Source organism: Corynebacterium sp. MSK218, from assembly GCF_030232655.1.
Taxonomy (GTDB): domain Bacteria; phylum Actinomycetota; class Actinomycetes; order Mycobacteriales; family Mycobacteriaceae; genus Corynebacterium.
In genome coordinates this window covers 1-12,974 of the sequence record NZ_JASPGN010000015.1, presented here as the reverse complement: position 1 = coordinate 12,974, position 12,974 = coordinate 1, and the positions used below count along the sequence as shown (strand labels likewise).

Below are 12,974 nucleotides of genomic sequence, written 5' to 3'. Positions count from 1 at the left end.
GGGCCAGACGAAGCGTTAGAGGTCGAGAGCGTCGAGAAGCGCATCGAAGGCCGGGCCCACCTGGGTACGCCACAGGGTATCCACGCGGTCATCAGCACGCCCCGGCCCGCCATTGATGGTGGCCACGCGTTTGCCCTGCTTCTGCACCTCAAGCACGAAACGGAAGCCGCTCATCACCGCCAGTGAGGATCCCGCGACGAGCAGGGAATCTGCGGCCGTGACCATCGCGTAGGCCGCGTCTTTCTTGGCGGTGGGCACGGGCTCGCCGAAGTAGACCACGTCTGGCTTAAGCCGCGGCGAGCCGCAGCGCACGCAGCCGGGCATGCGGAACTCCGCGACCGCTTCCTGGCTCAAAGCCACATCGCCATCCGGGTTCACATCCGCCCTATCCACCACCCAGCGCTCGAGAAATCCCGGGTTGGCCGCGGCCGCGCGGGCATCGTAATCCTCCCGCTTTTCTTCATACCCACAGCTCAAGCACACCACGTGCTGCATATCGCCGTGCAGCGCAATGAGGTTGCGCTGACCCGCCTCCTCGTGGAGGCCATCCACGTTCTGGGTCACCACACCCGTGAGCAGCCCGGCGCGCTCAAGTTCCACTAATGCGTAGTGCGTGCGGTTGGGACGTGCGGCCTGCATGACGCGCCAGCCGACGAAAGCGCGCGCCCAATAGCGGTGCGACGCGTCAGGATCATGAAGAAACTCCTGGTACGTCATGGGACGGTGGCGGCTGAGCGAGCCCTGCGGGCCGCGGTAGTCCGGCACGCCGGATTCCGTTGACACACCCGCGCCCGTGAGGACCATGACGTTGCCGCGGGTGAGTTGCTGGGAAACGTCGGCAAGCGCCTGCTCCGCTGGCGTGGGTGACGCGATTTCCGTGACGACGCGGGAAATCGAGCGCAGCGCGGACTGGTGGGCGTGAGCGACGGCGGGATCCATGGCGCCCACTCTAGTTAGCCGAAGGTTTCCTCGTAGATATCCTCCGAGTCAAGTTCGCCGTGGCGCGAGCAGCGCGCGCTCCAGCCGTCCGGGCGGACCTGGACCACCATGCGGCGACCGCACAGCTGGCAATAGCGTGGCACGTCGAGGCCGGCCGCGGCCGCTGGGTGGAGGGGAAAGTTCTCACTGAGCGGCTTGCCGGTGTTGGGGTGAAACTGCGGCTCCTCCCCGGCGAGGACGGCAGCCCTAAGCTCCGTCGATTCGCCCTGTAAAGAGGCCATTAGAGGGCCTTAATGGGCAGGTCGATGCGGCCGAGCATGTCGACGTCCTTTTCAATCTGCTTGCCCAGCGTGGTGAGGTAGTTACCGGCGATGATGGCGTTGATACCACCGAGGAGGCCCTTCTCCGTGCCGTCGTCACCGAGGGAAAGCTCGCGGCCACCGGCAAAGCGCAGGGTCACCGACGGCATGGCCAGGCGGAAGGCGGCCACAGCTCGCAGTGCCTCACCGAGCGGAACCAGCGGGCGATCCGCAAACGGGGTGCCCGGGCGCGGGTCGAGGAAGTTCATCGGCACCTCACACGGCTCGATCTGGGCCAGCTGGTAAGCGAATTCGGCGCGGTCCTCAAGGGATTCACCCATACCGATGATGCCGCCGGAGCAGACCTCCATGCCCACCGCGCGGACGTTGTCGAGAGTCTCCTTGCGCTCTTCCCAGGAGTGGGTCGTGACCACGTTGGGGAAGAAGGACTTAGAAGTCTCCAAGTTGTGGTTGTAGCGCTGGGCGCCCATGTCCTTGAGGCGCTGCGCCTGCTCGAGGGTCAGCGTGCCGAGGGAGAGGGAGATTTCAATGTCCACCTCGTCGAGGATGGCCGGGATAGCCTCCGCGACCTGGCTCAGCAGGTTCTCGTCGGGAGACTTCACCGCGGCGACGATGCAGAACTCCGTCGCACCGGTCTTAGCGGTCTTCTTGGCAGCCTCCACCAACTCAGGGATATTGAGGCGAGCCGCACGTACGGGCGACTCGAACAAGCCGGACTGCGAACAGAAGTGACAATCCTCCGGGCAGCCGCCGGTCTTAATGGAGATGATGCCCTCGACGGACACGTCCGGTCCACACCACTTGAGGCGGGTCTTGTGGGCGATGTCAGCGATCTCTTCCAGCTGCTCATCGGGGATCTGGAGGACCTGGAGGAGTTCCTCTTCGTTAAGGCCAATGCCCTGCTCGAGGGCCTTCTCACGTGCGATATCTACGATGCTCATGGCAGAAACCTTACTTGAACGGCGTTCAAGTTGTGGAAAATCTCCGACTTTTCCTTCCGCGGACTACCCTTGAAGGCCATGACTCTCTACGACGACACCCTCGCTCTGCTTCAGGAGCTCATCCGCAATGCCTGCGTTAACGATCTCACGCCGGATTCCGGCCACGAGGTCCGCAACGCCGATACCTTGGAGAAGTTCTTCGACGGCACCGCGGTGGAGATTCAGCGCTACGAGTCCCATCCGGGCCGCGTTACCATCGTAGTGACCGTGCCGGGTAACCCGGACAAGGAGCCGCTCACGCTGATGGGTCATACGGACGTCGTGCCCGTGGACGAACCGAAGTGGACCAAGCCGCCTTTCGACGCCGTCATCGAGGATGGCAAGCTCTATGGCCGCGGCGCGGTGGACATGCTCTTTATTACGGCGACGATGGCGGCGGTAACGAGGGATGTGGCCAAGCGCGGCAACCCCGGCGGCACCTTGGCGTTTGTGGGTATGGCCGACGAGGAGGCCCGCGGTGGTTTGGGTTCCATCTGGATGGATAAGCACCACCCGGAGGCGTACTCGGTGCGCAACTGCCTCTCGGAGACCGGCGGCAGCCACCTGCCCGGCGCGCTCGGCTTCAACGTGGGCGAGAAAGGTGCGGGCCAGCGCCGCCTGCACGTGCATGGCGATGCCGGCCATGGCTCCACACCGTTTGGGAAGGACTTTGCCATCGTCAAGATTGGTGAGGTGGCCCGCCGCATCGCCGCGGCTGAGCCGCCCATCGCGATGGATGAGGTGTGGCAGGGGTTCGTCAAGACCTTCCGCTTTGACCCCGCTACGGAAGCAGCGCTTCTCGACGGCTCCGCTACCGCCGCCGACTACGAAAAGTTCGGCAACTTGGCGGCCTATGCCCATGCCTTCTCGCACACTACGATTTCCCAGACCGTTCTGCGAGCGGGTGGTGCCATCAACGTGCTGCCTTCCCACGCCTATCTAGAGATGGACATTCGTCCCTTCCCCGGCCAGACCCAGGAAGAGCTTGATGAGTTCCTGCGTGAAGCGCTGGGCGATATGTCCGATGAGGTCGAAATCGAGCACCTTATTACTGAGGACGCCACGCAGTCATCTACCGATACTGAGCTGTGGCGCTGCATTGAGGACACCGCGCACGAGTTCTTCCCCGATAAGAAGGTGCTGCCAGTGTTGGCCACGGGTGGCTCGGATCTGCGCGTGGCACGGCGCCGCGGCGGCAACGCCTACGGCTTCGCGCTGCATGCAGAGGGCCGCGATATGGCCAGCGCCAACTCGCAGCTGCACAGCCACGATGAGCACCTCTACCTGGAAGACTTGGATTTGACTGTGAAGGCGTACTCTTCGCTGGTAAATCGCTTCCTGGGGCGCTAGCGCTCGCGCGAATGTGAAAAAGTTGTGGCACAATGTGGCGCATGAGAAATAAGCTTGTCCTGTGTTCCGCCGCTGCAGCCGTTGCCGTCGGCCTTGCTAGCCCTGCTGCCTCGGCCGATATGGTCGATGACTACCTGGCCAAGGTGCCGGCCGGTCAGATCTCCTGCGAGCAGGCCACGAAGTACTACACCAACCCGTCCGACTACAACAGCAAGAAGTCCCAGGCCCTCGCCGCCGCTAACTTCCACCCGCGTGGCGGCGAAATCCGTGACGCCATCGCCCGCGCCGACGAGGCCATCGCTCGCTGCGGCCTCAACGGTGGCAACGGTGGCGGCAATGCTGCCCCCGCTAACAACGGCGGCGGGGACAAGACCGCCCCCGCGAACAATAATGGCAACAATCAGGGCGCACCGGCTCACAACAACCAGCCAGCTCCGGCTAACAACAATGGAAACAGCGGCAACAACGGTGGCACGAAAGCCCCAGCCAACAACGCTTTCCCGACGATTCCGGTGACCTTCGGAACCTTCACCATTCACGTCCCGGACATCGTGGCCTTCCTCAAGACCCTCGTCGAGGGCACCCCGCTGGCACCCCTTTTGCCTTAAGCAACTAGCAGAAATACGTCCCCGCGTGCAGCGCGCAGCCAGTATTGAAGGCATGCCCGCACGCGGGGCATTTATATGCCGAATACTCCGCGAAGGTCATCTGATGGCCGCACGCGCCACACATGACGCAGAGTTCGTCCTTCGGCATGGCGCCAAACTCGTGATCAGTTAATTCCGCATGACACAAGGAACACGCGAACCAACCGCTACAGGTGCTGCACTTGTTGGCGACGACGTCGACAAGCGTGTGCCAGTGCCGGCACCGACCTGCCGCGTCGATGGCTCCCTGGATCATGGCCACGACTCTAACAGCCGCGCCATCGCCCGATAGGCCGGCGTGACGTCCATGCGCAGGCGGCTCTCCAGCATGTCCGAAGGGAAGTCAGCGGGAAGAAGCTCGGCAGGGAAGGGCGGGGTGTGGCGCAGCGCCGCGAAGACGGCGGAATGGCGGCGCGTGGTTTCGACGACGACGCCAACGTCATCGGTGGGCAGAGGGGGGACGTCGCCCAGCGCGCAAATGCGGGCAGCGCTCTCCTCAAGGTCCCACGCGGTGGCAATAACGTCGCGGGCGGTGTCCGTATCCACGGACCAAGTGCCGACAAAGGTTTTCTGCGCCCACTCCCCCGGCGCGTGGGCGCCCACCAGGACTCCGGGCCGCAGCTGCCGGAAACCGCTGGCCTGCGCGGCACGCAGGAGGGCATCCCTTTCTGTACGGCGATCCTCGCCGATATCGAAGATAACGGTGTGAAACGCCCCGTCCCAGTGGAGGGCGCGGGGCGAGCCTAGGTGACGAAACTCCGCAAGGTAGTTCCCCACCATGGAATACACGGAGTATCGCCCGGCTCGGCGCGAGGATAGATCGCCCGCGCGCACCATGCGGGCCAGAAAGGTGCGAACGCCAGCCGGCGACAGACCCAGCCCAGTAAGGATCGGTGTCAGCACGGGCCCGGGGAGTTCCTCGCGGCCAGCTAACCCGCAGAGATATCCAAAGGTTCCTGGTCCAACGTCAGCCATGCCCCAACCCTAAGGTTTTTATGTGTCACAAACAAACCGTTACGTATGTTTTGTGGCACACTATGTGGCATGAGTCTCAATCCGCGCCTGCTCAACTTCCTCATCCTCGGCGTCTTCGACGTCGGCCTCGCCATCCTCCTGTTTCAACTGGTTGATTCCGCAACCGGCAACCACGTCTACGCCTACCTAGCCGCCAGCATCGGTCCCCTCATCGGTGGCATCATCCAGCATGTACGCCAGAAGTCTTTTTCTGGGATTTCTGCACTGATCCTTGCCTTCAACGTTGCTGCAGCCTTGGCCACGCTGGTCGGTGGCACCGATGAGCGCCTCCTGCTGGTTAAAGGCAGCGTTATTACCGGCATTTTCGGCCTGCTCTTCCTCGGCAGCCTTGCCTTGGGCAAGCCCCTTGCCTTCTACTTTGGCCAGCGCTTTGGCACCGACGGCACGGAGGAAGGTGTCTCTTACTGGAACGGGTTGTGGAAATACCCAACCTTTCGCGCCTCCCAGCGCTACATCACTATCGTGTGGGGCATAGTGTTCCTACTCGAAGCAATCATCCGCATCGTCGCCGCCTATTCTCTCCCCTTCACCACCGCCTACTGGCTGTCGAATGCGTTGCCTTTCGTGGCTCTCGCTATCTGCTTAACGGCCACCTTCGTTATTGCTTCACGCACCCGCAAATCTGCACCGACCCCGGCCTAGCGCGTGAGCCCCCACAGAATCTGCTCGTGCACGCGCGCATCATGGGGCAGCTGCCCGTGCTCGACCGGCACTGACTCCACGTTGGCCACGTCCGCGCCCGGCACTGCAGTCAGCTGCGAGGTCTCATTCGGCGTCACAGTGTTGTCCGCGGGTGAATAGATAGAGGTGTAGGTGATACCCGGCGCGGTGTCCGGCAACTGGTTGAGATTCTCCATAAAGTCCGAACCTTGCAGCTGCTGGATACCGGCACTGGTTCCAACAAACTTGGTCACATCGGGCGCGATTTTTGCCGCCGTGCTTAGGGGCGTTGCTCTGTCGCCCCACGTTGTCCCGTGAAAATTCGCGCCAACCGTGACCACGCGGCGCACCTCATCGGGTGAACCATAGAGCTGTGTAAAGGACTTCGTGTGCAATCCACCCTGGGAGAAGCCCACGAGGTTTACTTTCTCTGCCCCAGTGACGTCGCGGATGTGCTCGATCTGCTGGGCGATTTCACGCCCAGAGGACTCCAAATCCGCAATGCCCTTCATATAGGGATAGGCGTTCTGGAAGGTGAGGTCATCCGCGCCATAGTCGAAGGCCCACACGCACATGCCCTGCTCTGTGAGCTTCGGGATCAGATCATTCCATTCGGCCGAATTGGCCGACGTGCCGTGAAGGAGGACGACGGGCTCGGTGACGGGGCCAGTGGGCTGGCAGTCAGGATCATTAATACCCAGGTCCTGTGCAGCGGAGGTCTCCATGGTCTCAGCGTGCGCGGGGATGGGGGCCGCGGTGCCGAGAAGGATAGCGAGGAACGCGCGCTGCAGGAAGCCGTTTTTCATAAGGAGCGAGCTTAACGCTTAAGTCTGAGCGCTCGCTGTATAGGCGCTGTTAACGGGAAGAGAGGCTGATCAGGCTGCTGCCGCGGTCTTTCTTCGGCTGCTCGGTACGTTGTTCGGAGGGCTTTTCCGCGGGGGCTTGGCTGCGCTCTTGGGCGCGAGCTTGGCGCACGCTCTCGGCTTCCGCCTCCTCGCGTTGGGTGACTGTCTCCTCCTCGTCATAGCTCTCCATGAGCGCAGTGAGCATCCCCACGTAAGGATAGATTTCGCTATGCCACATGCGGCGGCGCGTGCCGTCTGCGCAAGACTCATTCTCTTCACCGCCGGTATGCACCGCAAAGATCGTGGTGTCTTGGTAGAGCGGGGCGCCGGAGTCACCGCTGCAGGAGCGTGAGGAGAACAAGGAGTGCGATTTGAGCAGGTTCTCAAATTCGTGGCCCTCGATTTCGTGCGTTACGCCCGTCTCCTCAATGCGGGACACGGCCTCCGAGGAAAACGTGTGGGACCCGCCGAAGCCCACGAGGAGGAGCTTTTCGTTCACGCGCAGAGGGCGGGTGGGCAGCTCGAAGGCCTCAGCTTCCATGGGTTCCGCCTTGAGCAAGGCAAGGTCTGACTTCTCTGCCACCGGGGTGGAGGCGACAACTTTGGCGCTATCACCATCTGCCTGGGTAAGGCGCAGGTTGCGGCCTAGGCAGTGCGTAGCGGTGAGCCACCAGTCATTGCCGATGTAGCCTGCCGAGCATTCCCGTGACTCGTTCTGCCACAGTGCGGCGACTCGGTCGTCCTTCGCGTCAATATTGCTCGTGGCTTGCAGAACCTCACGCGCGCCGGAATCGTCGGCGGCAGCGTGATTAATGCCGAACATGGACGCTACTGCGGTAAGGACAGACAGAACAGATGCGAGGAAACCTGAGAACACAAGGCGTTACTTTATCAGCGACTGTGCCTATGCGCTGCTCTCGTTAGCTTCGCTGGATGGAATCAGTGGCCTCGGCCTAGTTCTCAGCATCTTTCCCTGCCGGCAGCTGCGGGGCCTTCCCCGTCTTCCACAGCAAAAAGGCAATGAATCTTCGAATCAGTGCTGACAGACCTACAGGCAAGCAGCACGCGAGAGGCAAAGCGATAAAGTGTTGCCCGCCCCACCCCGCAAGGCCAATAGCTCCGACAACAAGGAAGACTGCGTCGACGCGGAAATCATTTACTTTGCGCCGTTGCATGGGCAGGGAAATGAGGTATGCGATTCCAAGAAACAACAGTGCGGGAATGGCCACAAAGAGCGCGACGAAGCCACTGGCAGCTTCAGTTCCCTGCATATCTTCGACAAAGAGATTCACCAGCAGCCCAGCAAATACGACTTCCACCAACGGTAACCGCAGCACGGCAAAATCTATTAGCCGCGGCGGCTGGGTGGAAGCGGGCCCAAACATACCGACAGTCTAGGTGAAGTCTCCTCTACGTGGTCTTTGCCAGAGCTCTTAAACCTTGCAGAGTGTGAACTCAACGACGTCGACCTCGTCATCCTCAGCCAATCCGGGATAGTGAGTATCAAGCGCTTCATGGAGCTCGGAAGAGCCGCCAAACCCATCTCTTCGGGCTTGTTCCTCCGTCAAAGACCTCCGCTGGGTTGAAACAACTGACGTCACCTCGGCAGGAATGGTAACAACCTCACCGGATTCCTTCTCGAAGACAATCTGGGCGCTTCCCTCATGGAAAGGATCATCCACCCGAATGGTTTGTTGCTTTTCTCCGCTACGAATTGATTCCTCGTAGCCTTCCCACATGTAGATGCGCTGCTCTTTGTCCATGTCACGCCAGTTATATGCGAACGGTAAGAGCTCTTCCACGGTGAGCGCTTCAAGTCCATTGCTTCCGCGCACGATGCACCGAATAGACGGATCAACATCAAACAGCACCTGGCGGCATTTTCCACAGGGCGATAGCACCTGGCCAGTCGGGCCGTGGACGGCGACTACCGCTCGGATGGGATCCTCTGGATGACTAGCAGCGTGGTTAGCTAAGGCCGAGATTTCACCACAGGGGCCACCGAGGAAATGGTATGCGTTCAAACCGAGCACGTGTTTGCCGGATTCGGTAAGAAGCGCCGCGGCTACGGTGTGATCTTCCTCGTCGTGGAAGCGCTGGGCATGGGTCTTGGCTACGGTCAGTAATTCTCGGAGTTCATTAGTAATCACCCTTCAAAGGTAGCGGTTGCCAAAGACTTGGGTTAAGAGACTTTTCGCCAGCAGCGTGTTTCTACGACAACTTCGCCCTGCTTAAGCCTGCACAAGCGATAACACCACCAGTAATGACTGGGACAATACCCACGAGAACCAGATAGAGAAACTCGGTATCAGCCGAATACAACGTGGACAAGCTGCCGGCCAGCGAGGTTCCGATAGCCAAGGAAAGAAAGAACAAAGCAGAGAAGCGGGTTTTAAAAGCTGCGGGCGCATAGGCAGTTGTCGCCGCCATACCAATGGGCCCGATGAAGAGCTCTCCGATGCTCATGAGCATGATGCACAGTGCTAGCGCCAGGAATGGAACCGCTGTAGCACTCACAAAAGGCAGAAGGATAAACAGTCCCGCACCAGCTAGCGCCAGACCCCCGCCCATCACACGGTTGCGGTGCACGTTCCTTTTTGCCAAAAATGCAGCAATGGGCAGCGCGAAGACCAAAATGAAGAAGGGATTGAGGGACTGCGTCCACGCCGCTGGAATCTCAAAACCAGCGATGCTGCGATCTAGGCGCTGATCGGAATACACCGCGAGCACTCCATAAGTTTGGGATTGCAGCGCCCAATACATTGTGGAGGCCACAAAAAGCGGAAGGAAGGCCCTGACCCGACGGCGCTCAGGCGCACTCACTCGCGGGGAGACCAACATAGTGATAATCAGGCCCACTGCCACCGCCACAGTAGTGAGAAGCAAAACAAAAGCCATGCGGTCAGGCGTTAAAGCGCCGGAAGCTAGACACCAGATCCCTAGTGCGAAGACTAGAACAGCAGCACCTGCCACTTGGGCGAGATACTTAGGGGCAATCGGGTTTGAAGGACGGGTGATGTCAACGCTGATGCTGGCCAAAAGGCGTGAGCGCAGCAGCAAGTAAGACACGCAACCGATAAGCATCAAGCCCGCAGCGGCACCAAAACCTGCGTGATAGCCATAGGCCGTGGATAGCCAACCAGTCAGCATCGGTCCAGCAACTGCACCGACGTTAATACCGAGGTAGAAAATCTGGAAAGCACTATTGTTGCCCTCAGCCGGAAACGCTGCCCCTAAAACCGTAATAGCTGCGGTTTTGAGCAAGCCGGAACCGAGTGCAAGCGGGAACAGCCCCGCGAACAAGCCGGGGAACCCTGGAATCAGGGACAGCGATACATGCCCACACATCAACAGGAATGCACCCACCAGCAGAGTGCGCTCAGCACCGAGGACACGGTCGGAGACCCAGCCGCCGACAAACGTGAAGAGGTAGAGCACAGCACCATACGCGCCCACGAGCGCAGTCGCATGGGTTTGCTCAATCCCTAGCCCACCCGCCTGGTCATAGAGGTAATAGGCCAAAATGGCCTGCATTCCATAGAAACTAAAACGCTCCCACATCTCGATGCCCGCAACCGCGGGAATGGCGGGTGAAAACGTTTTCCTTGAACGCTGTTCAATTACTGTCATACCAAGTAATTATGCACAACTTTCGTATGTGGTACAGATAAATGCGTGAAGTTTTTGAACAGTGTTCAAGTAGCGACAGTAGATGCAGCCCACATGTGGCACCCGTATGCCGCACCCGGCGCGCCCGCGTTGGAGGTCATCGGCACCGATGGTGCCTATCTTGACCTCGCCGATGGCCGCCGCGTTATCGACGGCATGAGTTCCTGGTGGGCTGCCTGTCATGGGCACTCGCAGCCCCGACTAGTCAATGCCGCCAAAGAACAGATTGATCGCTTTAGCCACGTCATGTTCGGCGGACTTACCCACGAGCCCGCAGCACGCCTGACCACTCAGCTCATGGAACTGACCCGCGGAGATTTCTCCCATGTCTTCTACTCAGATTCCGGATCCGTGTCCGTTGAAGTCGCCATCAAAATGGCCTTGCAGGCCTCCCCACCTGGCCGTACCAAGCTGCTGACCTGGCGCTCGGGCTACCATGGCGATACCTTCGGCGCGATGAGCGTCTGCGATCCGCAGGGCGGCATGCATTCGCTCTGGGCAGGCACACTGACTGAACAGGTCTTCGCCCCTGCCCCGCCCACGGAAGGAGCGAGCGAATCCGAACACGCAGACTACCTAGCGAAGATGGAGCGCCTCATTACTGATGACGTCGCCGCCATCATCATCGAACCCGGCGTACAGGGCGCTGGCGGCATGCGTTTTCATGACAACGCACTGGTAGCGGGTGTTCGCCGCTTGTGCGACAAGCACGGAATTCTCATGATCGCCGATGAAATCGCCACCGGATTTGGGCGCACCGGCTCGCTTTTCGTCACCCAGGACGCCGGCGTTGTGCCGGACATCATGTGCGTTGGCAAGGCGCTGACCGGTGGCTTCATGTCACTTGCGGCAACGTTGGCCACGGAAGACGTCGCCAAGCGCATGCAGCCCACCGCACTCATGCATGGCCCAACCTTTATGGCCAATCCTCTCGCCTGCGCGGTCGCTGCGGAATCCACCGCACTCATCGCGGAAGGCCAGTGGCGCAGTGCAGTACCACGAATTGAGGCGGGTCTGCGTCAGGGACTTCAGGGCGCACCCGGCCTCACCAGGGTCCGCGGCGCTATTGGTGTGCTGGAGATGGACCACGACGTTGACATGGCCGCCGCCACCGAAGCGGCCCTTGAGCACGGAGTATGGCTGCGGCCGTTCGGGCGGCTCATCTACACGATGCCGCCCTATATCTGTACCGACGAGGACATCGCGCGCATCTGCCGCGCCATTCACGCAGCCGGGGAGGCAGCATGATTATCTGCATTACCGGGACCAACACCGACGTGGGCAAGACCATCGCCACCGCGGCCCTCGCCGCCCAGCTCAAGGCTGCGGGCAAACACGTCATCGTGGCTAAGCCCGTTCAGACAGGTGAACCCGCCGGGCTTGGCGACGCCCCCACCATCTCTCGCCTCGCCGGCGTCGAGACCCGCGAGTTTGTGCGCTACCCCGAGCCGCTTGCCCCCAACCTGTCGGCCCGGCGTGCGAGAATGCCCCAACCGGATCGGCAGGAGCTGGTTGAGTGGATTCGCGGCATCGAGGCGGATGTCGTGCTCGTCGAAGGCGCCGGCGGCCTCCTCGTTCGACTAGCTGACGACTTCACGCTGGCCGACATCGCCTGTGACCTCGGTGCTCCCCTCATCGTGGTAACCAGCATGGGATTGGGAAGCCTCAACGCCGCGGAGCTCACCGTCGAAGCCGCCCGTAACCGGGGTCTGCAAATTCTCGGGCTCATTGGTGGCTCGCTTCCCACAGAGCCAGACCTGGCTACCCGGCTCAACGTCGAGGAAATGCCGCAGGTAACCGGTGTGCCGCTACTGGGCTGTCTCCCTGCAGGTGTGGGCCGGCTCTCCCGCGAGGAGTTCGCAGATAGAACTTCGACAGTGAATGCCAGCGGAATTATTTAACACTAAAGTCTCGAGACTTCTTGGCGTGTGCTACTCAAGATGGAAGTTCAAGCCTGTTTTTAAGAAGCACTTCCCGAACTGAGTGTGCGGCCTAGCTCTCAAAGCTGCCTTCCAAAATCTCTACTCCTCACAACGAGCAATCCGAAAACTAAGACACACATCACCCCTGCACCAATACTAAGGGCAGAAGCACCCCAAAGACTCGATATTGCCCCTCCGAGCGCACCACCGATACCTACACCAAAATTGAAGATAGTAACGAAAAAGGACTGTGCAATATCTGCCAAGTTCACTGCATTTCTAGCTAAGGCAGTCTGGAGAACTGTCGGTGCACCACCAAATCCCAGTCCCCAGACGATTATTCCAGAAATGAAAAGATAGTTGGGAGCTGCCGGTACCGACAAGAGCAAGAATCCTAAAAGCATCAACGCGCCTGAGATTAGACCAGTCAGGAACAATCTCTTATCTACAACGACAGCAGTAAGTAAAATACTGATCCCCGCAGAAATCCCGAAAAATAGAAGCACGACATCTACGCCAAGAGCTATTCCTGGGGTTGCCCGCAAATCGTGGACACGTAGTGGAGCTACCTAGTGGTTAGGCAGCTATTTCTTTTCTGCTGTTGATT

16 protein-coding genes are annotated in these 12,974 nt (G+C 60.2%); 5 read left to right on the top strand and 11 right to left on the bottom strand.

The window, feature by feature from the left end; all coding sequences use genetic code 11:
* Positions 1-15: 15 nt before the first annotated feature.
* Genes QP922_RS11125 through bioB form a run of 3 tightly spaced genes read right to left on the bottom strand, consistent with a single transcriptional unit; the run spans position 16 to position 2,200 of the window.
* Positions 16-939 (bottom strand): Sir2 family NAD-dependent protein deacetylase, encoded by a 924-nt coding sequence (locus QP922_RS11125; protein ID WP_284809528.1) that lies wholly within the window; start codon positions 937-939, stop codon positions 16-18.
* A gap of 14 nt (positions 940-953) precedes the next feature.
* Complete coding sequence (gene bsaP / locus QP922_RS11120; protein WP_284809527.1) at positions 954-1,220, bottom strand: biotin synthase auxiliary protein BsaP; 267 nt, start codon at positions 1,218-1,220, stop codon at positions 954-956.
* Positions 1,220-2,200 carry a biotin synthase BioB gene (bioB, locus tag QP922_RS11115; RefSeq protein ID WP_039673030.1) on the bottom strand — a complete coding sequence of 327 codons (981 nt, stop codon included), beginning with the start codon at positions 2,198-2,200 and terminating at the stop codon, positions 1,220-1,222. Before bioB ends, bsaP begins: the two co-directional genes overlap by 1 nt.
* A 78-nt stretch (positions 2,201-2,278) precedes the next feature.
* Here bioB and QP922_RS11110 point away from each other — a divergent pair, with 78 nt between their 5' ends.
* Together QP922_RS11110 and QP922_RS11105 are read left to right on the top strand one after the other, a co-directional pair.
* Positions 2,279-3,589 carry a M20/M25/M40 family metallo-hydrolase gene (locus QP922_RS11110; RefSeq protein WP_284809525.1) on the top strand — a complete coding sequence of 437 codons (1,311 nt, stop codon included), beginning with the start codon at positions 2,279-2,281 and terminating at the stop codon, positions 3,587-3,589.
* Positions 3,590-3,630: 41 nt separating this feature from the next.
* Complete coding sequence (locus QP922_RS11105) at positions 3,631-4,197, top strand: hypothetical protein (RefSeq protein WP_448315529.1); 567 nt, start codon at positions 3,631-3,633, stop codon at positions 4,195-4,197.
* Between the two features lie 4 nt (positions 4,198-4,201).
* Here QP922_RS11105 and QP922_RS11100 read toward each other — a convergent pair whose 3' ends face one another.
* Together QP922_RS11100 and QP922_RS11095 are read right to left on the bottom strand one after the other, a co-directional pair.
* Positions 4,202-4,492, bottom strand: a complete 291-nt coding sequence (locus QP922_RS11100; RefSeq protein ID WP_284809521.1) for a CHY zinc finger protein — start codon at positions 4,490-4,492, stop codon at positions 4,202-4,204.
* The gene (locus QP922_RS11095) at positions 4,489-5,211 is read right to left on the bottom strand and encodes a hypothetical protein (protein ID WP_284809519.1); all 723 of its coding nucleotides are present in this window, start codon (positions 5,209-5,211) and stop codon (positions 4,489-4,491) included. The genes QP922_RS11100 and QP922_RS11095 overlap by 4 nt, the downstream gene beginning before the upstream one ends.
* A 69-nt stretch (positions 5,212-5,280) precedes the next feature.
* Between QP922_RS11095 and QP922_RS11090 the strand changes: the two genes are divergently transcribed.
* Positions 5,281-5,913, top strand: a complete 633-nt coding sequence (locus QP922_RS11090; RefSeq protein WP_284809518.1) for a VC0807 family protein — start codon at positions 5,281-5,283, stop codon at positions 5,911-5,913.
* On the opposite strand, the gene QP922_RS11085 is transcribed toward QP922_RS11090, so the two are convergent.
* The 5 genes from QP922_RS11085 to QP922_RS11065 all read right to left on the bottom strand — a co-directional run bounded on the left by QP922_RS11085 (position 5,910) and on the right by QP922_RS11065 (position 10,406).
* Entirely contained in the window at positions 5,910-6,737 is an 828-nt protein-coding gene (locus QP922_RS11085) for an esterase/lipase family protein (protein ID WP_284809516.1), read from the bottom strand. The two genes, QP922_RS11090 and QP922_RS11085, sit on opposite strands and share 4 nt — an antisense overlap.
* Before the next feature lie 49 nt (positions 6,738-6,786).
* The gene (locus QP922_RS11080) at positions 6,787-7,653 is read right to left on the bottom strand and encodes a trypsin-like serine protease (protein WP_284809514.1); all 867 of its coding nucleotides are present in this window, start codon (positions 7,651-7,653) and stop codon (positions 6,787-6,789) included.
* 76 nt (positions 7,654-7,729) lie between these two features.
* Positions 7,730-8,161 (bottom strand): hypothetical protein, encoded by a 432-nt coding sequence (locus QP922_RS11075; RefSeq protein ID WP_284809513.1) that lies wholly within the window; start codon positions 8,159-8,161, stop codon positions 7,730-7,732.
* A gap of 48 nt (positions 8,162-8,209) precedes the next feature.
* Positions 8,210-8,926 (bottom strand): ASCH domain-containing protein, encoded by a 717-nt coding sequence (locus QP922_RS11070; RefSeq protein ID WP_284809511.1) that lies wholly within the window; start codon positions 8,924-8,926, stop codon positions 8,210-8,212.
* A gap of 61 nt (positions 8,927-8,987) precedes the next feature.
* Positions 8,988-10,406 (bottom strand): peptide MFS transporter, encoded by a 1,419-nt coding sequence (locus QP922_RS11065; protein ID WP_284809509.1) that lies wholly within the window; start codon positions 10,404-10,406, stop codon positions 8,988-8,990.
* A gap of 45 nt (positions 10,407-10,451) precedes the next feature.
* On the opposite strand from QP922_RS11065, the gene QP922_RS11060 reads away from it, so the two are divergent.
* Together QP922_RS11060 and bioD are read left to right on the top strand one after the other, a co-directional pair.
* Positions 10,452-11,693, top strand: coding sequence for an adenosylmethionine--8-amino-7-oxononanoate transaminase (locus QP922_RS11060; RefSeq protein WP_284809507.1), 1,242 nt, complete (start codon positions 10,452-10,454; stop codon positions 11,691-11,693).
* Positions 11,690-12,346, top strand: a complete 657-nt coding sequence (bioD, locus tag QP922_RS11055) for a dethiobiotin synthase (protein ID WP_284809506.1) — start codon at positions 11,690-11,692, stop codon at positions 12,344-12,346. Before QP922_RS11060 ends, bioD begins: the two co-directional genes overlap by 4 nt.
* Before the next feature lie 98 nt (positions 12,347-12,444).
* On the opposite strand, the gene QP922_RS11050 is transcribed toward bioD, so the two are convergent.
* Positions 12,445-12,873: an MFS transporter gene (locus QP922_RS11050; RefSeq protein WP_284809505.1), complete on the bottom strand. Its 429-nt coding sequence runs from the start codon at positions 12,871-12,873 to the stop codon at positions 12,445-12,447.
* Positions 12,874-12,974: the final 101 nt, after the last annotated feature.